Genomic DNA, 18,884 nt, shown 5'->3' on the forward strand with positions numbered 1-18,884 from the left:
TGCCCCAACCGCCGTCCGCAATCCTTCTTAATTCTACAGATCCAGCGAATAGTCGCGATCCAGCAGCAACGCCAGCGCAGCCCCCGGATCCGGCTGACGCATAAACGTCTCTCCAATCAGAAACCCGCCATACCCAGCCTCGCGAAGCCGCGCAATATCCTCCGCCGTGCGAATACCGCTCTCCGCCACACGCAGAACACCCGCAGGCAGGTAGATCGCCAGCTCCAGCAGCGACTCCGTCCGAACCGCAAACGAATGCAGATCGCGGCTATTGACCCCGATCAGATCGAAGCCCAGATCCGTAGCCCGCTCTATCTCTTCCCTGGTATGCGTCTCACACAGCACGTCCAGCCCCAGCGAGACCGCCTCCGCATGCAGATCGCGCAGCGCCGCATCCGTATGCGCTGCGACGATCAGCAGAATCGCATCCGCGCCCGCCGCCCGAGCCTCCAGCACCTGGAAAGGATCGAGGATAAAGTCCTTCCGAAGACACGGCAGCCTGACCGCAGAAGAAGCCGCTTCAAGATCCTCCAGCGACCCTCGAAAGAAAGGGCCATCGGTAAGAATCGACAACGCCACGGCGCCCGCCTCCTGATAGCTACGCGCCAGCTTCGCCGGATGAAAATCGCCGCGGATCAACCCCTTGGACGGCGAAGCCTTCTTGATCTCCGCAATAATCGCCGGCCCATCCTCCGCCGCCGCACGAACCCGCTCCACGAAGCCCCGCGGAGTATGAGCCGCGGCCTTCCGCTCCAGCCAGCCATAGTCCGCAACGTCCTTGCGTGCATTTACATCGAGGAGAGTGCGGGCGAGAATCTGGTCAAGCTGCGTTGCCATGTCGGTCCTGGTTGCGTCGAGTCGTGCGCTCTCAGTAGACGATCCACCCGGATAGAAGGTTGGAAGAGACCACTGAAGGCAGCCCCTACCTTTGTACCTCAAACGCAGCCGCTCCAAAAACGTTTAGCGAAAGGACACGTTGGACAGATCACTTCCAAGTGAAGATGCGATGCCGCGCAAGCCCATATTCCAGACGCTAACGCCCGGAGCGATATCTTCAACAACATGCAGATCTATCTCTTCTAACGAAGAAAGCGCCTACGCGATCTCGTCAGCAACGCCAATGCTCCAGTACCAAGTAGGACCATGCTGGAAGGCTCAGGAGCGACCGCGGAGATCTGCGAAATGGTCAGCGTGTTTTCTCGAATACTATGAGTCCCGAGAGTGAAGAAGTCAGGACCGAGCGAATTGAAGCTGGCGGTACCCGTCAGAGAGACAATGGCGAGCGCCTCGTTTGAAAGTACCAACGATATCGTGCAGGTACGGGAGACCCCGCCGATGCTGCACGTATCTGCCTGAAATTGAGCATCCGCCGTGAAAAGGACTGGGCTGACATAGGTAAACGCGTCGTTGAAAAGCGTGTTGCTGAAGTCGTAAGAGAAGCTGTCGGCTCTGGCAATTGCAGACGAGAAGAGAACAGCCGCAACCGCGGCCACGAAACGTAGATGCATGACACACTCCTGAAAAGTTATGCGCCACGATACCACGGAACTGCAAAAGCCAACCGAATTCTTGGTTTGAACTGCCACCCTGAATCGACCCGCGTTGAACCTACTGATGCAAAGAGAATCCAAACGGCAAAGCTGCCTCAAGATGGATCTGTTCTCCAGTGATGGGGTGGTTGAAGTTCAGAAATTGGGCATGCAAAAAATATCCTCCATCGCCCGGCAGGCCGGGGAGATCTTCAAGAGGCTGGCCAGTTAAACCGTACAAAGGATCGCCTGCCAGAGGATGGCCGATGGAGGCCAGATGGATTCTGATTTGATGAGGGCGGCCCGAATGTAGGCTTACCTCAAATGTTGTGGCGCTTGTAGTGCGTGAGATCACCTTAGCCAATGACTTTGACGGTTTGCCACCAGGGTCTGCGGCCCACACCGAACCGATGCGCGGGTGCGGCACGAGGCCGATGGGTGTGAGAATTTCGTAGGCTTCGTGCTGTGCAACGCCTTGAGCCAGCGCCCGGTAGACTTTTTGAACTCCGGGCGTGTTCCAGTTTGCAGATAGTTGAGAGGCCACCTGCGGTGTCTTGGCGAAGAGGACGATGCCGGTAGTGGCTCGGCCCAATCGGTGGACAGGATTTGCGTTGGGAGTCTGCTTTTGCACCAAACGCAGGAGGGTGTTTTCCAGGAAGCCGCCGCCGGGGAGCGTGGGCAGTCCGCTAGGTTTGTTGACAGCCAACAAATGGGGGTCATCAAACAGCACTTCGAAGTGCTGAGGAGAGTCTGGTTCGATCCAGGGTGGACGGTTCCAGACAAGGGTCTGGCCCAAAGTGAGCGATTCGCTTCCGCTGGCGGTGACGCCGTTGACGGTAACTTCGCGGTTGTTCAGATTTCGTTGCCAGGCTTGTGGGGTTGAGTGTGGGTAAAGGCTTGCCAAGTGCGAGAGCAGGGTTCGTCCATGATATTTGCTGCTGACGATTGTGGTGTAGGCATAGCCCCGGTTGAGCATGTGGTTTGAGTGTAAGCTCTGGCATCTGGATGCGGCGTGACCTGCTATAGCCGCTTGAATTTCCGCAGCATGCCGTCCGGCTGCGGTTCGAACCCGAGAGAGTTATAGAGAGCACGTCCGTCATTCGACTGCCAATTGGCCTGTTCTCGCCATGGGACGTTTTCGCCGCGCTAACGCTTAGTAGCCACCCCCGAATCATAGGAACTGTGAACATGTTGTCGATTATTCTGCTGATTCTGGTTGGTCTTGGGGGGAGTCCCCACACTAATGGAATAGCTTTTTGCGGAACGTCGGGCCGTCTGGAAGGGGAGCCAGCGTCAAAGATAGAAAAAGCCCCAGCGCCTTATCGAATTGCCCGTGAGCTTCACCGGAAGCGTTCAACTCCTGCCCTGAAACCTTCAGGAACTCGCCTGAGAACGACACATGGGCTTGGCCATAGCGACGCCATCGCCCCTCTGCCTTCTGCTGCGCTACTCCCTCCCGCTTCAACTCTTCTGTAAACGTCTGATCCGGTCGCAGATGGAGAGTGCATTGTTCACCATTCCGGTTGATCGTATATGTGCCAGACAAGGCCCCATAGTCGTAGTTGGCCGCGATGCTGTACCAGCCAACAAAAGCACTCACCAAGAGCATAAGGACAACACCGAAGCGAGCAAATTTTTTCATTGGTTGCATCGATATCTCCACTGAAAGGTATGACCGCTAATCCGTCCTTTGAGCCTTGCTGACTCGTGATCACTGAGAAGTTGTCGGGTTGATATGGTTCCACAGCTGTAGGTCGTAGGAATACGTGAGGTCTTTGCCATCAGGTCAATGTACTTGATTAGGCTGTTGGCGGCATAAGCAAGTGACTCAGCGAGACCCTGAGCTAGTTCTCCATCCCGAGGTCCGGGCGGTTGGTCGGCGATCCGAAAGAATCGTTCATACGATTCTCCATTCGCGCATAATCGCCAATGCACTCACAGACAATTGAATTCGCAATTCAGACTTGCTTCTCGCAATCGATAGCAGAGTCAAAACAGCGGAAATTTAGGAACTTTGCTGCTCTGGTAGGACTCTTGCATTATTCCAATCCGAACATTACAGCAACCGTGACGTAGACAATTTTGCCTTTTGGGGATCAGTACGCTTATTTGCGGAAATTGTGACCTTCTACAAAATCCGCCACACCGAAAACTTCATCGGGAAGCAAATGCGTAAAATCGTTCGCGTTGAAAACTATGACGTGGACAAAGACGGAATTGGACAATCTACTGGTTCTGTCTTCCGACTCCCCGACACAAACCTTTGACGACCGAAGGTTCCAAGGAAGAGCCAGACCTCCTCACCGCTGCAAGAGTTAAGACCGCCTGTTTCGTTTGATAGAAAGCGCAGAGAAGAAATGGGACATGATGATTAATTTCCTCCAAACTCACACTAGTCTGATTACTCTCTTCTTCATCCTGGTGACTCTAGCCAACTTCATTGGCTTCAGGGTCTATAAGAACAAGTACGGAAACCAGAGACCGAATAAAAGAACGAACCTATTAGTAACCGTCTGGCTTGGCAACCTTATAGCCCTCGGTGGCTTCTGGTTAGGAATTCTGGCTACACGGACTCATTGACGATCTTGATCTTAAAGATCCGTATCAGAAATCGATGCCGGTACTTTTCTCCTGCGATGTAGTCCAAGTCTGAGCGCGGCAACGCCGAAATCACCCTCTAATAAAAGAAAGCAATTCGGTCGTCCATAAGAGCCAGCTTCGCAACCTAAGCTTTATCCTTCAGCAAGCGCTGTGAAACCTCATAGTATGCAGGCGCGAAGTCGCGGTCTTGCATTCCCGCTTCAATGGCCTCCTCCCAGCGTGCGTGGAAGACATCCGCCAGCGGAGTCTGCACATGTCCATCCTTTGCTGCCTCGCGAAACAACCGGGTATCTTTCGCTAATAGAGTCACAGTGCCGCCCACCACCTCCGGCGGATGAAGCATGAGCTTGCCATAAGCCTCATAGAACGGCGAACGTATCAGAGCATTGTTAACCGTCTCAACAAACACCGCAGGCTCGATCTGCATCGACTCCGCATAGATCATCCCTTCACTCAGCGAAGCAACCACAGCCGCGATCATAAAGTTGCCGCCCAGCTTCATCGCATGAGCGCTCCACGGCTGCTCCGACACCACCGTGAAGCCTCGACTGAACGTTTCAACCAAGGGACGCACCTTTTCAACCTGATCCTTAGCTCCGCCCAGAACGGTCCATAGCTGGCCTTGCTCGGCGAAAACCGGCCTGCCAAATACCGGTGCTCCCACAAAGTGTTGCTGACGCAACCGGTGCTCCTCCGTGACACGCTTCGATAGCGCAACACTGATGGTGCTAAGCGAGACATGCGTCGAACCCTCTGCAATCGCCTCCATCACGCCGCCGCGAAAGAGCACCTCTTCCAACGCCGCGTCATCCGTCACCATCGTAAAAATAACCTCGCATCCCGCCACCGCATCGCTGGCACTCGCCGCTACCTTCGCCCCTTCTCTTTTCAGCGGCTCGGCATGAGCAGCCGTACGGTTCCAGACGGTCAACTCATGGCCGGCCTTCATCAAGTGACGAGCAACAGCACTACCCATTTGGCCTAAGCCGAGAAACGCAACGCGCATGAAAACTCCAAAAAGAAAAAGTGATCTTCAACTCTGGGATTAGGATGTTCGAAAGAACGAAAGTGTCGCACTATGCGCGCCTGGCCTGATCGTCTTCTTTGATATCGCACTAGCAATTAGATCGACGCACACACGATGACATACTGAGTCGGCTCCGCGAAATAAATAACAGAGGAAAACCGATCGATCCGGACAAATACAGACGCATAGAAATGCTAGGCCCGAAAGCGAATCTCTCCAACAGTGTTACGAATGAAGCAAAACCATCAGCACAAGAGCGCCAGCACGACCCTAAAGTTATCGCCAGCCCATCAAACTTTTTCTGCGATTTTCCAGCCAAAATCGCATGTCAACCCCCAAAACAACCTAAGTGCGACAAAACAAGCCAGATAAAAGTGGCACTGGAGTTATGGTCCACTCGGTAAAATAGAACTAGAAGATAAAAAGCCCGCATAAGAGATGTGGGCTTTGCCATTTAAGGCATCAGAAAGGGGCAAACATAGACGTAAGTTGAGCTGGCTGACGTATTTGGAAACAACTCGTTTAGAATGAGCCGCTTGCGGAGGGCTCAGGACCTTAACCCGATGATTCTAAACCATTTGCGCCCAAATACCCCTAGGGGGGGTACCCCCAAAAGCCCTAAAAGACAAGGAAGGGTGCGGAGGGATAGCGAATACCATACCTCGTATTCGCCCGAAGACAACTCAATGCTGACAGGCATATGAGAGAAGATTATGGTGCCGAAGGGGGGACTCGAACCCCCACACCCTTGCGAGTACATGGACCTGAACCATGCGCGTCTGCCAATTCCGCCACTACGGCACGATCTCAAAAACGAGTGCCTGACGAAAGCCAAGGCACATCAACCGCGAGTGCTTAGTCTTACAAACACTGCAGCCTATGTCAATGCAGCCACGAAAGAGCCAGCACGGAACCGAAATGAGCCATGAAAAGGCGCACAACCGGAGAAGAGCCAAACGAGTCTATAAGATCGGATAAACCGTCCAATCCATAGCAACGGTCTGAACTGAGCCCGCTTTATAAGAATCAGGAGCAACGCTTCAAATGGACGAATCTGTGAACAAGCTACCGCCAACGGCGATTGAAACCCCCGAGATTCCCGAGGAGCTCGCCGTCGAGATCCGTCGCTTGGCTCACGATCTGAGCAACGCTCTGGAGATCATCGTGCAAACCAGCTTCCTGCTCAGCACCACGGAGATGAAGGAACCCGCATCCGACTGGCTGAAGATGCTCGAAGGCGGAGTCCAAAAGGCCTTGGACATCAACCTCGACCTGCGGAAGTACATCAAGCAACACGCGCCGCGCTAAGTGCGCAGCGCATGGACTGAAATAGCCATTTGAAGATCGAGCCTGCAAGCGAGGACTAACGCCCAGCAGCCTTCAATCTGGACTTGGACGCCGTCTTCGCCGGCTTAGCGACCTTCTTCGCCTGCACCGCTTTCGCGCTGACAGCAGCCTTCTTTACTGAAGAGGTCTTCTTCTTCACCGCGGCAATCTTCTTGACCGCTTGCTTCTTGCTTTCTGCCTCAGAAGCAGCAGCGCCATTCGGCAGCGAGGCCAGTCTTTCCTGATGGGAAGTGAACAGCTTCTCGATCTGCTGCAACAGCACTCGCGTGTGCATGGGCTTCAGCAGCAACTGATCGGCCCCGAACCCTTGCCAGTCCGCCTCGTCGACCGGGAAGGCCGTCAGGAGGGCCACTGCGGGGCGGTAAGGCGCATTGCGTGCGGCCCGGATAACATCCCGGCCCGCTTGGTCGTTCTCCATCCGCATGTCGGTGATGACCATGCTGTACTCATAGTTACGAAGACGTAACTTGCCATCGCGGGCAGACGCGGCAGTATCCACGTCAAATCCGCTGATCTCGAGGACTGCTTTCATGGTGAGCAGAACGGCAACTTCGTCGTCGACGAGCAGAATGCGGCGCTTCATTCAGATGTTTCCTCTCTGTTTGCCCTGAGGCGATAGCCCTACGGCAAAAAACCATGGGCCGATGACAACGATACACCGTAGCCGTTTGGCGGGACAGATCTCCGCTTCAAAGCAAAGATTTATATCGCTCAAGACAGACCTCTGCACGTCGAACAGATAGACTGAGAGCGACTCCAGTTAGAACAGCATCTAAAGACAGGATGCTATACTTTACGTTGCTGCGCGACCTTAGTTCAGGAGCGTATAACCATTAACTCACGCATGGCAGCCGACAGGCTCGCTGTGGAGGCGACCTATTCCACCGATTGATAAGCGTTCCGCAAAGTCTTTTATCCGCACCAATGAACGAATCCGCGCGCGGGAGATCCGCGTTATCGATGAAAACGGTGAACAGCTCGGAGTAATGGCCCCGTTTGAAGCGTTGAAGATGGCACGCGAACGGTCACTGGACCTGGTCGAAATCTCCCCGAATGCCGTCCCGCCCGTCTGCAAGATCCAGGACTACGGAAAATTTCTCTACGAGAAGGACAAGAGCGATCGCGCTGCCCGCAAGAAGCAGAAGGTCATCGTCATCAAGGAAGTCAAGTTCTCCGTCACCGTAGACGAACACGACTACCAGACAAAGAAGAACCAGGCAGTCCGCTTTCTAGGTGAAGGCGACAAGGTCAAAGCCTCTCTGCGCTTCAAAGGACGACAAATGGCTCACCGAGACCTGGGATACAAGATCATCAACCGCCTCATCCTGGATATCGGAGAAGCAGGCCTGGTAGAGTTCATGCCCCGCATGGAAGGCACAACCCTCCACGCGATCCTCGCTCCCTCCAAAAAGGCCGAAGCGGCTCCCAAAAAGCCCTCCGCTCCCGGAACGGAACCATCAGCACCAGTTGTACCCAAACCACCGGCTCCCGCCGTGGAAACCGCCGCAGACCCCGCCCAAAGCTAGCCGAGATCGCTGTCTTCCCCACGCGGAAGACAGCTTGATCCGCTACTCTACCTCACAAAGCCAGCAAATTATCAAATAATCTCCACCAAACTGCTCCCAAAGCAGCTCCCATCCCCACACCCAGCAGAAACCCCTCAAGCCCCTGACCTATCGCGAATAACTCAGACCTTATCTCGTCGCGAACCTCACGCAGACTCGGAATATAGAAAATTCTCACCAACGTTCTGAAAAGACGATGGTTAGCCAATTCTGCCTCAATCCCAAAATGGGATTGGAAGCCTAGAGACTAAGTACCTCAGTAATCATGGCAGTTATATACATCCTTATATTGTTGAAAATATTAGACTTACAACCTATCTCATCATATGGTTGTTGATGTCGCCTGTCTACAGAAATATTAAAAAGTAAATACAACTTTAGGAGTATTCCCATGAAGAATGTCGTTCGCGCCTTCGTCGTAGTGCTTGCCCTCACCGGTGCTGCTGCCTCCACCCAGATCGCCTCAGCCTCCAACCAGACCAAGGTCATTGCCGCAAAGACCAGCGCTGTACCCACACCCATGTGCCCACCTGATGACCCAGACGCCTGCGGTATCGATCGCTAACAAGCTTAGTTTCAGCCAATTAGACCGCTTCCAAATTACAACATTCCACCACTCGGAGCTATACCCATCATGAAAAATATCGTTCGCGCCTTCGTTGTAGTCCTCGCCCTCACCGGTGCTGCTGCCTCCACCCAGATCGCCTCAGCCTCCAACCAGACCAAGGTCATTGCCGCAAAGACCAGCGCTGTACCCACACCCATGTGCCCACCTGATGACCCAGACGCCTGCGGTATCGATCGCTAACAAGCTTAGTTTCAGCCAATTAGACCGCTTCAAAATTACAACATTCCACCACACGGAGCTATACCCATCATGAAAAATATCGTTCGCGCCTTCGTTGTAGTCCTCGCCCTCACCGGTGCTGCTGCCTCCACCCAGATCGCCTCAGCCTCCAACCAGACCAAGGTCATCGCCGCAAAGACCAGTGCCGTGCCCACACCCATGTGCCCACCTGATGACCCGGATGCCTGCGGTATCGATCGCTAAGACCGGTAAATACCTGCAAATTAATGCAAGTAAGATGATTAAATAGTTGTATCCGCCCCCCTCATGCACTAGGCTTGTTAAATTGCACGAGGGGTATCTATGACCGCTTCTTCATTCGCTCACCAGCTTTTTTATCTCGAACCTGTGTTTTGCGCGGCGGTTTTACTTGCACTATTTCGAAGTGGATCAGTAAAAAAATTTCCGACTTTGGCTGCCTTGCTGGCGGTTAGATTCCTATCAGGAACCGCGTGTTTAGCTTTCGTTGGATTGAGCGGAAAAGGGATTGAGAAACATCTAGCTTATAAGCTGTATTTTTATACGTATTGGCCCAGCTATGCGATTGAAGCTATTTTGTCTTTGGCAGTCATCTACAGTATCTTCAAGCTAGCTATGGCTCCCCTTAAAGGACTAGCAACGTTGGGTGTTCTAGTGTTCCGATGGGCGGCAGCGATCTCCATTACCATTTCAATTGGCATGGCGATGGGACCGCATTTTTCCGGCCTCACTTTTCTTATCAACCTTGTGACGCAGTTACAACAAACGTCTAGCATCCTAACGCTTTGCCTGCTCCTGTTCGTATGCTTTGCCATACGACCCATGGGACTTACCTTTCAGAGCCGGATCTTTGGTATCAGCCTGGGCCTCGGCATCATGGCGACTACCAATTTAGTCGATCTGGCTTGGCTCTCGCATAACGCTTACTTGTTCTCTATCGCAAATGTTACGAGGGGTGTTGCGGCCTGCCTCTCCATGTTCATCTGGTCGGCATACTTTGCCATCCCAGAGCCAAAGCGACGGTTGATTGTGCTCCCGACGACTTCGCCGTTTCTCCGCTGGAATCAGATTTCGATGGCTCTTGGCGACGATCCGGGGTTTGTGGCAGTCGGAGGAGTTCCACCTGAGATCTTCGCTCCGGCCGAGATCGAGATCATGCGACGGGCTTCGGTGAAGATGTCATCCACCCCCGCGCAATCCGAGCCTGGATTGCTCTCGCGGCTCGCATAAATCTTCTATAGAACGCATCGTTAGAGCAGCAACAAAGGCCGTCCATCTGGACGGCCTTTGCTATTACCTCTCGACGGTGGATCCGCGCTTTGCGATTGCAGTCCAGCCGACACTGTCAGTTCTCTTCGACGCAACGAAGAGCCGTCCTTAGGACGGCCCTTCGTTGTTCTGCTACTCAGTAAATTTCGACTCGCTGAGCTTATTCCCGTTCAGAGCGCTTCCAGTTGATCAGGTCGCCGAGCGTGGTGCTGCTGCTCGATGAAGAAGAGGACGTGGAACCGGAGGAGGACTTGGGAGTCTTCTCGCGTTCCTTGTAGGACTCAACCTCAGCGCGGCTGGCTTCTTCGCCGACTGCACGGATGCTAAGACCGACCTTCTTCTCTTCCTCGTTCATCTTGACGATCTTGAACTCGTGCTCTGAGTCCACGTCCATCGAGACAGGCTGACCGTTTGCATCCACTGCTTCGGACACATGGCAGAGACCTTCGACGCCTTCCGCGATCTCTACAAAGGCTCCGAACTGTGCGGTCCGAAGGATCTTGCCCTTGATGACATCGCCGATGCGGTGCTGAGCGAAGAAGGTATCCCAGACATCAGGCTGGAGCTGCTTCACGCCCAACGAAAGCCGGCGGTTCTCCGGCTCGACGCCGAGGACGATCGCACGGACCTTCTCACCCTTTTTGAGGACTTCAGACGGGTGCTTGATGCGCTTGGTCCAGCTGAGATTCGAGACGTGTACCAGGCCGTCGATGCCATCTTCGATCTCGATGAAGGCTCCGAAGTCGGTGAGGTTGCGAACGCGTCCCTCGATGATGGCACCCGTTGGGTACTTATCCTCGAGCTGCTCCCAGGGATTATCCTGCAACTGCTTCATGCCAAGCGAGATGCGGCGGTCGCTGGGATTAACGCTGAGGATGATGGTGTCGACTTCATCACCGGGCTTGACCATCTTCGACGGGTGCTTCATACGCTTGGACCAAGTCATCTCGGAGACGTGTACGAGTCCTTCGATTCCCTGCTCCAACTCGACGAATGCGCCGTAGTCGGTGACGGAGAGGATACGGCCGCGGACCTGGGCTCCGATGGGATAACGCTCGGTCGCGTCGAGCCATGGATCAGGCGTGAGCTGCTTGAAGCCGAGCGAGACGCGCTGCTTGTCCTTATCGAACTTGAGCACCTTGACCTGGATCTCGTCGCCTACGTTGACGAGGTCGCGGGGATGGGTAAGACGGCCCCAGCTCATGTCCGTAATGTGAAGCAAGCCATCCAGTCCGCCCATGTCGACGAACGCACCATAGTCGGTGAGGTTCTTCACGGTTCCTGTGAGGATGCTTCCCTCTTCCAGAGTCGCGAGGGTGACTGACTTCTTGGCGTTCTGGTCTTCCTCGAGGAGCTCCTTACGGGAGATGACGACGTTGCCGCGCTTCTTGTTGAGCTTGATAACGCGGACTTCGATCTCGGTCCCGATGTAGCCGTCGAGATTGCGCACGGGGCGAACCTCAACCTGAGAGCCGGGCAGGAACGCCTTGATGCCGATGTCGACGGTCAGACCACCCTTGACGCGGCTGAGGACCATTCCCTTTACGGGAACCTTGGTATTCGCTGCCTCTTCGAGCTTGTCCCATACCTTATGGCGCAGAGCCTTGTCGTAGCTGACGAGGTAACCGCCCTCGGCCTCTTCGCGCTCGACCACTACCTCTACGGAGTCGCCCGGATTGAACTTGGACACGCCATTGATGTCGAGAACCTGCTCGAGGGGAATCAGTCCTTCCGACTTGAGGCCAATATCGACGACAACATGCTTGTCGGTGATCTTGACGACGGTGCCGGTGACGATGACCTCTTCAGCGGTTAGGTTCTGCGCAGCTGCAGACTCGGCTGCCTGTTCGCGATCGAAGTTCGCAAGAGCAGCGGCGAAGTCAGCGGCGTCGTAGTCAGGCTCGGCGTCGTGATCGGTATCTGCTGTTGCGGTCAACGTTGCGACTTGGCCCTGGTCGGCTGCTGTGGCGTTGGTTGGGGACTCGGCGGCGATGGTCTCGTGCTGCTGGGTCGGGGTGGATTTAGAAGACAGGTCGGTATGATCCGCTGTCGCCTCGGGCGCTAGGGTTTCCAATTCGGTGTTCAGGGGTTTGCTCTCGTTGTAGTCAGAATTATGGTTGTCTACCATGATGATGCGGACTCCGGAACCCAAGATTCATTCCATTAAGCGACACTGGTTTTGAGAACAATCAGCAATCCGGAGAGGACGCTGGTCGGTACCTCTTCCCCGAATCAGCTTCGGCAGGCAGGAGCGAATTATTCTCTTGCAGAGGAGCGGCTGCACTTGGGTCCCACACGCAGTGGCTCACCAAAAAGCATAGAACTTTGTGAAGCATACGTCAACCACACCTCTGCTGATCTGGCGATCAAATTGCTAATCGTTGATGAATAAAACCCGGCGCAATTGGAGTTATTCCATTCCCCTTCAAGAAATCGCAAACTCACGTAACTCAGCCGACCGACGACCCAGATACTAGCCTCTGATCGAGAGGCCGGCTCTGCTTGAGCTGGACCGGGCCCTGGGAGATCCCCTCCCCCCGTCTTTTTGCTCAAGGTCTTCACTTCAGGCCCTTTAGGCTTGTACTTCCACTACCCACTCCGCCATCGAATATCGTTATATAGGAGCGTAAGGCCTTCAAAATTAAATACAAAACAACAAAGCTACGATTTGAGATCCGTGGCGATCGTTAGCAGCTAAAGATACGTAGCCGGCCTAAGCAAAATACAAGTTTTGATCCCTACTTCTATTCTAAGGGGGTGGCCATAACTAAAGTGCCACATAGATGTCGCTGATTCTTAGCCAGTTAGGCAAATATGGGGCTTGACAGCGTATTTTCCTGGGATTTTCGAGAATTTCCTCCCAATCATCTGGAAACACGCGGCCAGAAGACCACCCGGACGGGAAGGTTCGTTCCTGGAGGTCCAGGCACTATACTCGCCGATATGGATCGGCTTTGGACCCCTTGGCGATACGACTACGTTACCGGAGCAGAGAGTAAGGGACGACGCAAGGGTGTTCCCGCGAAGCTGAACGGATGGCCGGAAGGACAAGATAACCATTGTGTCTTCTGCAACATGATCGCGGCGGCGGATTACGCGATCAGCAATGGAATGGATCCGGCCGAGGCCGATCAGGCGATCTACGTGGTGGAGCGGGGAGCGACGTGTTTTGTGTGCCTGAATGCGTATCCGTATGGGACAGGGCATGTGATGATCGTGCCGTATCAACATACCGATTCGCTGGCTGCGTTGCCAGACGATGCCGCTGCCGAGATGATGGAGACCATGCGGCGGATCGAGAGGTGCCTCAGGGAGGTTTATCGGCCGAATGGATTGAACTTCGGTCTGAATCTCGGCGTGGCTGCCGGAGCGGGCATTGCTGAGCACATCCACTTCCATTCGCTCCCACGATGGAACGGAGATACAAATTTTATGACGGTAATTGGGGAGACTAGAGTTCTACCCGAGACATTGGACGTTACATGGAGTAAGCTACGAGACTCACTGAGACGAATTTCCCCGTCCGTAGAAACTAAATGAACATCGCGTAAATACACGCTGTTCTCTCTCCCTCATTCAAATGCAAGGCAACCCCGAAGTGCATGATTACGTCGAATATTTCTGGACGTAACCGTACCGGGTACTACGCTTACTGACAACGAGGGCCCTATGTCAACTCCCCAGACACAAACTCCAGCTTCGTTGAGAACTACCGCTCCGAGCCGACGCTCTGACACTGGCAACCCGGTGGAGGCCTTGAGGCCTTATCTGGTTGCAGGCCGCAAAGGACGCACAGCGTCTATCGGCAACCTCGGCAAAACCGCATTTGCAGCTCTTCCGAAGGAGTCCGAGGATGCTCGGATTACCGGTTCTACCCGTTCGCTTGACCGGAGACTTCTGGCCCTGAATCTGCGCGGAACGCAGATGTCCGTGAGGCTAGTGTCGTCGGAGAGCCGAATCGCTTAATTCCTGACTGGCGGACTGCACTCATGAGTCCGATGAAAGTCCCTGCATCTCGCGGGGACTTTCTTGTTTAACTGCTAATTCTGAATGCGCCGCTCCGATTTGCCGGGAGCGGGGGCTTCGCTGGGAGACATGTGCGGCTGGGGGCTTCGGGTGGCCTCGAAGCTGGTGATCTTCCAGGCGCCGTTGGGGAGGCGCTGGTAGACGCGGGTGTAGCGATAGGTGCCCTTGATGGGGGCAGAGTCGCTGACGCCTTCCACCTCGGCGCGTGAGGTGACGATGGCGACGGAGCCGACGAGCTTGACCTTCCTGTCGGTGACGTCGAGGCGGGTGAGCGATATGCGCTGAGTGCGAGTGCGCTCCAACTGCTGGGCCTTGGTGTTGACCTGGCCGTTGAGGGAGATGCCGATGTAGTCGTCGGAGAGCAGGCGATCCATGGTGGCGACGTCGCCGCTGAGTTGAGCCACGCGCCACTGCTCTTCGAGGAGCTCTACCTGCTGCTTGAAGTCGTGACCGCCCTTGATGTGATGGGGAATTGCGGCCGTTGCGCGCGGTGTGCCAACGAGCGCGACGCAAGCGACGACGAGGAGGACGACAGGTAGGAATGAGGCACGGCGATAAGGCATGCGGCGCATCATAGGCGTACCGGATGTTAGACCGGAATGCGGAGCCGAGTCAAAGTAACTGACGGTAAACGGACATAATCGGGAATAAGCTGTTGTGCTCTGCATTGAGCGGGAGATCCCTAGCAGACTGCGGTTAGATTTTCGACCTGGCGATCCTTCATGAGCTGATAGAGGCCGCCGATGGCGTACTGGGCAAAGTGAGGCGAACTGCGGTGGTGCTCGAGGGCTGCCTCATCGGCGTACTGCTCGTAGATGAGGACGGTGGCGTTGTCTCCCTCGATGAAGTGAGGGATGTAGGTGACGCAGCCGGGCTCCTGGCGGGAGGCGGCGGTGAGAGGACGCAGAATATCGTCGATCTTGTCGTGATCGTCCTGGTCGAAGCGTAATCGAACGGTAAAGCTAAGCATGGCGCGGCCTTTTCTTTGCTGGTTAAGCCTCTAACGCGGCGGCGAAGCCGGGGAGAGTCATGGTCTGATCGCGATCCGGGCCGGTGGAGACCATGCCTATCTTTGCATTGGACTCCTTTTCTAGGAAATGGAGGTAGTCCTGGGCCAGCTTCGGTAGTTTATCGAAGTCTGTGATTCCTTCGGTAGAGGAGTTCCAGCCCTTGAGGGTGGTGTAGACGGGCTGGATGGTCTCGAAGCCGCGCATATCCGCAGGAATGGTGTCGGTGAGCTTGCCGTTGATCTTGTAGCCGGTGCAGACGGGGATCTCGACGCATTCGTCCATGACGTCCATTTTAGTGACGACCAGCCACTCGGTGCCATTGATCATGTTGGAGTAGCGGAGGAGGGGCAGGTCGAGCCAGCCGCAGCGGCGGGGGCGTCCGGTGACGGCACCGTACTCCTGGCCGCGGGCGCGGAGGAGGTCGGCGGAGTCGTCGTGGATCTCGGTGGGGAATGGGCCTTCTCCTACGCGGGTGACGTAGGCCTTGGTGACGCCGATGACGGTGCCGATGCAGGTGGGACCGACTCCGGTGCCGGTGACGGCTCCGCCAGCCGTGGCGGAGGAGCTGGTGACGAAGGGGTAGGTTCCGTGGTCGATGTCCAGGAGAGCGCCTTGCGCGCCCTCGAACATGATCTTGTCGCCGTTCTTGAAGGCTTCGTTGAGCATGACGGCGGTGTCGGCGACGAAGGGGGCGATCTGCTCGGCGGCGCGGGCGTAGTCCTCGTACATCTGCTTGGGGTCGAGGGGCTCGGTGCCGAAGAGGGCGTGGGCGATGGCGTTCTTCTCATGGCAGGCGTTCTCGATGTGGGTGCGGAGGAGCGCGGAGTTGAGGAGGTCGACGACGCGGAGCCCGCTGCGGTGCATCTTGTCCTCGTAGGCGGGACCGATGCCGCGGCTGGTGGTTCCGATCTTGGTGCGGCCAGGAGCGTTCTCGGCGGCGAGCTCGATCATGCGGTGATAGGGCAGGATGACCTGGGCGCGGTTGGAGACGAAGAGCTGGCCGTCGATGGGCAAGCCTGCGTCCTTGAGCTTCTTGACCTCGTTGAGGAAGGCCATGGGATCGAGCACGACTCCGTTGCCGATGATGCCTTTGCACTCCGGGCGCAGGACGCCGCAGGGGATGAGCTGGAGGACGAACTTGCGGCCCTTGATGATGACGGTGTGGCCTGCGTTGTGTCCGCCGGCGTAGCGGGCGACTACGTTGAACTTCTCGGAGAGTACGTCTACGATCTTGCCTTTGCCTTCATCGCCCCACTGGGCACCGAGAATTACCGCTGATTTGCGTTGCGTCACGAAGAGTTCCTGTCCGGGGGTTCGATTGGGGTGAGGACGAGGCGTTGTGGCCTGGCCCAAGGTGATTCTATACCGATGCGTGGCGCTCCGCCCCCCTCCCCCCTTGCCTGGGCGTAACCCGTTTCGATGCAGCGGCTTATGGCAGGGCTGGGCGTCCAAATCCGTGCAAGGAAAAGAGTTGCGTCCAAATACTTGCAGGGAAAGGAGTTAGTGTCTGCGGAACCTTTCCTATGTTCCTTTTTATGTTTCTAGTTCTATTTTATGGGATCGGCCAAAACTAACGTGCCACTTTTATGTGCTTTGGTTTGATGGAGTTAAGCCGTTTTGGGGCTTGACAGTGGTTTTTGCTGGGTTTTTTGGGGTTTTAATTTTAGGGCCATTATGCCGCTTGGCCGTGTGGCATAATGTTTATGAGGGTTTTGCCATGGCTGCTCATGTGACTTTGAAGGACTATATCGGGATTGCTCCGGTCTCGGGGCTGGCGTTGGCGGAGCTGGTGGAGCATGGTCTACCTACGGAGAATCTGGCGCTGTTGAAGGCCAAGGGGCTGACCTTCTCGGAGATGAGCGCGACGGTGATCTCGCCGCGGACGCTGAAGCACCGGAGAGCTCGGGGGGAGAATCTTTCTCCGGAGGAGACGGACCGGGCGGTGCGGGTGGCCTCGGTGATTGCTCTGGCGGAGAATGTGTTTGGGGACCGGGAGAGGGCGCTGCTTTGGCTGCGGGCTCCGGATGAGAGTTTGGGGGAGCGGACTCCGCTGAGTCTGTTGCAGACGGAGTCGGGTGGGCGACTGGTGGAGTCTATGCTTTGGCAGATCGATGAGGGTGTTTATAGCTGATCGGGTGTGGTGGGGAGCAGGCGAGGCTAACGTCTCTTTGGGTCTGCAGCGGCCATTTTAAACTGGTTATGGTCTCTTCGTTTCTACAGACAGATCTGTATCATCCGGATCTCGATTACTGTCGCTTTGTAAACAAAGACGACATAGCGTTACAAATCGGGTGTCGGTGAGTGACTTGGCGATTTTGCGTAAACCGGGGACCTCACTTGCGGCATGCGCGTTCTCAGTACAAATGGAGCGACTCGCTCCGCGGCAGTCCATCTACAAATCGGCTGATCAGCGAAAGGATTTCGGCCTCATCTGACAGAAAAATGTAGTGCGTGGCGTTGGGAATCACCACGATCTCGGCCTTCCGCTGCTTGTGCCAAATTTCGAGTTGTCCCTGCTTCCGGCTAGCCTCTTGCGCCTTGTAGGCCGCGAGTTTTGCGGGATCATGTGTAACACCGATGTTTAGAGCATTCGGATACGGGACGATTACGAGTGCCCGGGTGTCTACGGAGCTAAATCGCTCCTTGTCAAACTCGTACACTCTCTTAGCACTGGGGTGGACGATCCGTGCTCCGACTGCCCCGTCTGCCGTGATTTCGTAAAGCTGCCTGATCTCGTCCCCAGGCAGAATGCCGCCGTAATACCCAACAAAATACTTTTGAAATGTTGCAATGCTCGATCGATCCGATTGGGTCGGTGAGGGTGACGCCGCCCCTTCAACTTCGTCGCGAAGATCTTGCAGGTTGCGCCGGTAGCGGGTTTCGTCAGTAAGCGTTTTCACGATGGTGGCATCGTCGAACTCATTGTGAGCAAGTCGGGAAAGATCCTCTTGCAATTCAACCCGGTCGGTATCGATGTCTCCGTGCTCGGGGTTGTAAAGAGCGAAAGGACCACCTGCGTCGAGGTAGACGAGCGCTGCTGCCCGCCCTGGATGGTATTTGGAAACCGCACTCATTTCCTGGCCAGCTATCGAATGGCCGATCAACACTGGATCGGTGAGACTCAGGGCATCAAGAACTGCGACGACATCGTCTCCCGACCGTCTTGCTGTATATCCACTCGAAGGTGAAGAGGACACGCCTGCTCCGCGCCTGGTGATTCCATAAACGTGAAAATGCTTAGCGAGCTTGGGCGCAAGACTAGCAAACACATGGGCTGTGTTGCCGCCCCCCGCAAGCAGTACGAGGTTACGGCCTGAACCGCCCCAGTCCAAGACTTCGAGCTTTACATCGGGCTCAACAGCGACAAACTGCTGCCGTGGGGGCGTATTCGACACCACAGGCGCGCCCTGGGCCATGCAGGCGGCCAACGAGCTAAAGAGGAGCATCGACAACCACTCCCTCTTCGCGCTCTGTCGCTTCGTTAGAATCACTTTGTTCGGATCAACAGCAGGCATGGTCTGAGGATAAGCTTTTGCTTTGGGAGAAATGGAAGCCCTGCGAAACACATCAGTACCGACAAGTCGGCCGGTGTCCTCCAATCTGCCTCCGGCTGATCTTCGGTTAGCGAGAACAGGCCAATTGGCACTCGTTGACGAAACTGCCTTGGGATCACTTCCGACAACA

General features: G+C 55.4%; 19 protein-coding genes, 1 tRNA gene and 1 pseudogene. 9 read left to right on the plus strand and 12 right to left on the minus strand.

Annotated features, from left to right (window positions below; genetic code table 11):
- Positions 1-33: 33 nt before the first annotated feature.
- The 6 genes from trpC to HB393_RS09005 form a co-directional block, all read right to left on the minus strand.
- A complete protein-coding gene (gene trpC / locus HB393_RS08980; protein WP_213804814.1) occupies positions 34-837 on the minus strand; it encodes an indole-3-glycerol phosphate synthase TrpC in 804 nt (267 codons plus the stop codon).
- Between the two features lie 242 nt (positions 838-1,079).
- Positions 1,080-1,508, minus strand: a complete 429-nt coding sequence (locus tag HB393_RS08985; protein ID WP_213804815.1) for a PEP-CTERM sorting domain-containing protein — start codon at positions 1,506-1,508, stop codon at positions 1,080-1,082.
- Positions 1,509-1,608: 100 nt separating this feature from the next.
- A complete protein-coding gene (locus tag HB393_RS08990) occupies positions 1,609-2,505 on the minus strand; it encodes an RluA family pseudouridine synthase (protein ID WP_213804816.1) in 897 nt (298 codons plus the stop codon).
- Positions 2,506-2,769: 264 nt separating this feature from the next.
- Positions 2,770-3,171, minus strand: coding sequence for a hypothetical protein (locus HB393_RS08995; RefSeq protein WP_213804817.1), 402 nt, complete (start codon positions 3,169-3,171; stop codon positions 2,770-2,772).
- A gap of 1,083 nt (positions 3,172-4,254) precedes the next feature.
- Positions 4,255-5,136, minus strand: a complete 882-nt coding sequence (locus HB393_RS09000) for an NAD(P)-dependent oxidoreductase (RefSeq protein ID WP_213804818.1) — start codon at positions 5,134-5,136, stop codon at positions 4,255-4,257.
- A gap of 735 nt (positions 5,137-5,871) precedes the next feature.
- Positions 5,872-5,958: transfer RNA gene (locus HB393_RS09005), tRNA-Leu, on the minus strand.
- Between the two features lie 243 nt (positions 5,959-6,201).
- Here HB393_RS09005 and HB393_RS09010 point away from each other — a divergent pair.
- Positions 6,202-6,465, plus strand: a complete 264-nt coding sequence (locus HB393_RS09010) for a hypothetical protein (protein WP_213804819.1) — start codon at positions 6,202-6,204, stop codon at positions 6,463-6,465.
- Positions 6,466-6,520: 55 nt separating this feature from the next.
- Here HB393_RS09010 and HB393_RS09015 read toward each other — a convergent pair whose 3' ends face one another.
- Positions 6,521-7,087: a response regulator gene (locus tag HB393_RS09015; RefSeq protein ID WP_213804820.1), complete on the minus strand. Its 567-nt coding sequence runs from the start codon at positions 7,085-7,087 to the stop codon at positions 6,521-6,523.
- A gap of 304 nt (positions 7,088-7,391) precedes the next feature.
- On the opposite strand from HB393_RS09015, the pseudogene infC reads away from it, so the two are divergent.
- The 5 genes and pseudogenes from infC to HB393_RS09040 form a co-directional block, all read left to right on the plus strand.
- Positions 7,392-7,916, plus strand: a pseudogene (infC, locus tag HB393_RS09020) (translation initiation factor IF-3); the annotation flags it as partial.
- A 544-nt stretch (positions 7,917-8,460) separates the two neighbouring features.
- Complete coding sequence (locus HB393_RS09025; protein ID WP_213804821.1) at positions 8,461-8,634, plus strand: hypothetical protein; 174 nt, start codon at positions 8,461-8,463, stop codon at positions 8,632-8,634.
- A 69-nt stretch (positions 8,635-8,703) separates the two neighbouring features.
- Positions 8,704-8,877: a hypothetical protein gene (locus HB393_RS09030; protein WP_213804822.1), complete on the plus strand. Its 174-nt coding sequence runs from the start codon at positions 8,704-8,706 to the stop codon at positions 8,875-8,877.
- Positions 8,878-8,946: 69 nt separating this feature from the next.
- Positions 8,947-9,120, plus strand: a complete 174-nt coding sequence (locus HB393_RS09035) for a hypothetical protein (RefSeq protein WP_213804822.1) — start codon at positions 8,947-8,949, stop codon at positions 9,118-9,120.
- Between the two features lie 99 nt (positions 9,121-9,219).
- Positions 9,220-10,125 carry a hypothetical protein gene (locus HB393_RS09040; protein WP_213804823.1) on the plus strand — a complete coding sequence of 302 codons (906 nt, stop codon included), beginning with the start codon at positions 9,220-9,222 and terminating at the stop codon, positions 10,123-10,125.
- A gap of 199 nt (positions 10,126-10,324) precedes the next feature.
- Here HB393_RS09040 and HB393_RS09045 read toward each other — a convergent pair whose 3' ends face one another.
- Positions 10,325-12,292 (minus strand): 30S ribosomal protein S1, encoded by a 1,968-nt coding sequence (locus tag HB393_RS09045; RefSeq protein ID WP_213804865.1) that lies wholly within the window; start codon positions 12,290-12,292, stop codon positions 10,325-10,327.
- An 815-nt stretch (positions 12,293-13,107) separates the two neighbouring features.
- Between HB393_RS09045 and HB393_RS09050 the strand changes: the two genes are divergently transcribed.
- Positions 13,108-13,704, plus strand: a complete 597-nt coding sequence (locus HB393_RS09050; protein WP_213804824.1) for an HIT domain-containing protein — start codon at positions 13,108-13,110, stop codon at positions 13,702-13,704.
- A 129-nt stretch (positions 13,705-13,833) separates the two neighbouring features.
- Positions 13,834-14,130: a hypothetical protein gene (locus HB393_RS09055; protein ID WP_213804825.1), complete on the plus strand. Its 297-nt coding sequence runs from the start codon at positions 13,834-13,836 to the stop codon at positions 14,128-14,130.
- Between the two features lie 74 nt (positions 14,131-14,204).
- Here HB393_RS09055 and HB393_RS09060 read toward each other — a convergent pair whose 3' ends face one another.
- From HB393_RS09060 to HB393_RS09070, 3 genes are all read right to left on the minus strand, one after another.
- Positions 14,205-14,753 (minus strand): nuclear transport factor 2 family protein, encoded by a 549-nt coding sequence (locus HB393_RS09060; protein ID WP_213804826.1) that lies wholly within the window; start codon positions 14,751-14,753, stop codon positions 14,205-14,207.
- 119 nt (positions 14,754-14,872) lie between these two features.
- Positions 14,873-15,160 (minus strand): putative quinol monooxygenase, encoded by a 288-nt coding sequence (locus tag HB393_RS09065; protein WP_213804827.1) that lies wholly within the window; start codon positions 15,158-15,160, stop codon positions 14,873-14,875.
- A 22-nt stretch (positions 15,161-15,182) separates the two neighbouring features.
- On the minus strand, positions 15,183-16,493 hold the full coding sequence (locus tag HB393_RS09070; RefSeq protein ID WP_213804828.1) for an adenylosuccinate synthase: 1,311 nt from the start codon (positions 16,491-16,493) through the stop codon (positions 15,183-15,185).
- A 424-nt stretch (positions 16,494-16,917) separates the two neighbouring features.
- On the opposite strand from HB393_RS09070, the gene HB393_RS09075 reads away from it, so the two are divergent.
- Positions 16,918-17,331 (plus strand): antitoxin Xre/MbcA/ParS toxin-binding domain-containing protein, encoded by a 414-nt coding sequence (locus HB393_RS09075; protein ID WP_213804829.1) that lies wholly within the window; start codon positions 16,918-16,920, stop codon positions 17,329-17,331.
- Between the two features lie 223 nt (positions 17,332-17,554).
- Here the strand turns inward: HB393_RS09075 and HB393_RS09080 are convergent.
- Positions 17,555-18,884 (minus strand): alpha/beta hydrolase (locus HB393_RS09080; RefSeq protein WP_213804830.1); only part of this gene is annotated, 1,330 nt, incomplete at its 5' end.

This window comes from Granulicella sp. dw_53 (assembly GCF_018449545.1).
Classification (GTDB): Bacteria; Acidobacteriota; Terriglobia; order Terriglobales; family Acidobacteriaceae; genus Edaphobacter.

Coding starts and splice junctions, on each gene's coding strand:
- HB393_RS09075 (WP_213804829.1), top strand. CDS start 16,918: ATGGCTGCTCATGTGACTTTGAAGGACTATATCGGGATTGCTCCGGTC.
- HB393_RS09030 (WP_213804822.1), top strand. CDS start 8,704: ATGAAAAATATCGTTCGCGCCTTCGTTGTAGTCCTCGCCCTCACCGGT.
- HB393_RS08995 (WP_213804817.1), bottom strand. CDS start 3,171: ATGAAAAAATTTGCTCGCTTCGGTGTTGTCCTTATGCTCTTGGTGAGT.
- HB393_RS09045 (WP_213804865.1), bottom strand. CDS start 12,292: ATGGTAGACAACCATAATTCTGACTACAACGAGAGCAAACCCCTGAAC.
- HB393_RS09025 (WP_213804821.1), top strand. CDS start 8,461: ATGAAGAATGTCGTTCGCGCCTTCGTCGTAGTGCTTGCCCTCACCGGT.
- HB393_RS08990 (WP_213804816.1), bottom strand. CDS start 2,505: ATGCTCAACCGGGGCTATGCCTACACCACAATCGTCAGCAGCAAATAT.
- HB393_RS09035 (WP_213804822.1), top strand. CDS start 8,947: ATGAAAAATATCGTTCGCGCCTTCGTTGTAGTCCTCGCCCTCACCGGT.
- HB393_RS09010 (WP_213804819.1), top strand. CDS start 6,202: ATGGACGAATCTGTGAACAAGCTACCGCCAACGGCGATTGAAACCCCC.
- HB393_RS09055 (WP_213804825.1), top strand. CDS start 13,834: ATGTCAACTCCCCAGACACAAACTCCAGCTTCGTTGAGAACTACCGCT.
- trpC (WP_213804814.1), bottom strand. CDS start 837: ATGGCAACGCAGCTTGACCAGATTCTCGCCCGCACTCTCCTCGATGTA.
- HB393_RS09065 (WP_213804827.1), bottom strand. CDS start 15,160: ATGCTTAGCTTTACCGTTCGATTACGCTTCGACCAGGACGATCACGAC.
- HB393_RS09000 (WP_213804818.1), bottom strand. CDS start 5,136: ATGCGCGTTGCGTTTCTCGGCTTAGGCCAAATGGGTAGTGCTGTTGCT.
- HB393_RS09040 (WP_213804823.1), top strand. CDS start 9,220: ATGACCGCTTCTTCATTCGCTCACCAGCTTTTTTATCTCGAACCTGTG.
- HB393_RS09050 (WP_213804824.1), top strand. CDS start 13,108: ATGGATCGGCTTTGGACCCCTTGGCGATACGACTACGTTACCGGAGCA.
- HB393_RS09015 (WP_213804820.1), bottom strand. CDS start 7,087: ATGAAGCGCCGCATTCTGCTCGTCGACGACGAAGTTGCCGTTCTGCTC.
- HB393_RS09060 (WP_213804826.1), bottom strand. CDS start 14,753: ATGCCTTATCGCCGTGCCTCATTCCTACCTGTCGTCCTCCTCGTCGTC.
- HB393_RS08985 (WP_213804815.1), bottom strand. CDS start 1,508: ATGCATCTACGTTTCGTGGCCGCGGTTGCGGCTGTTCTCTTCTCGTCT.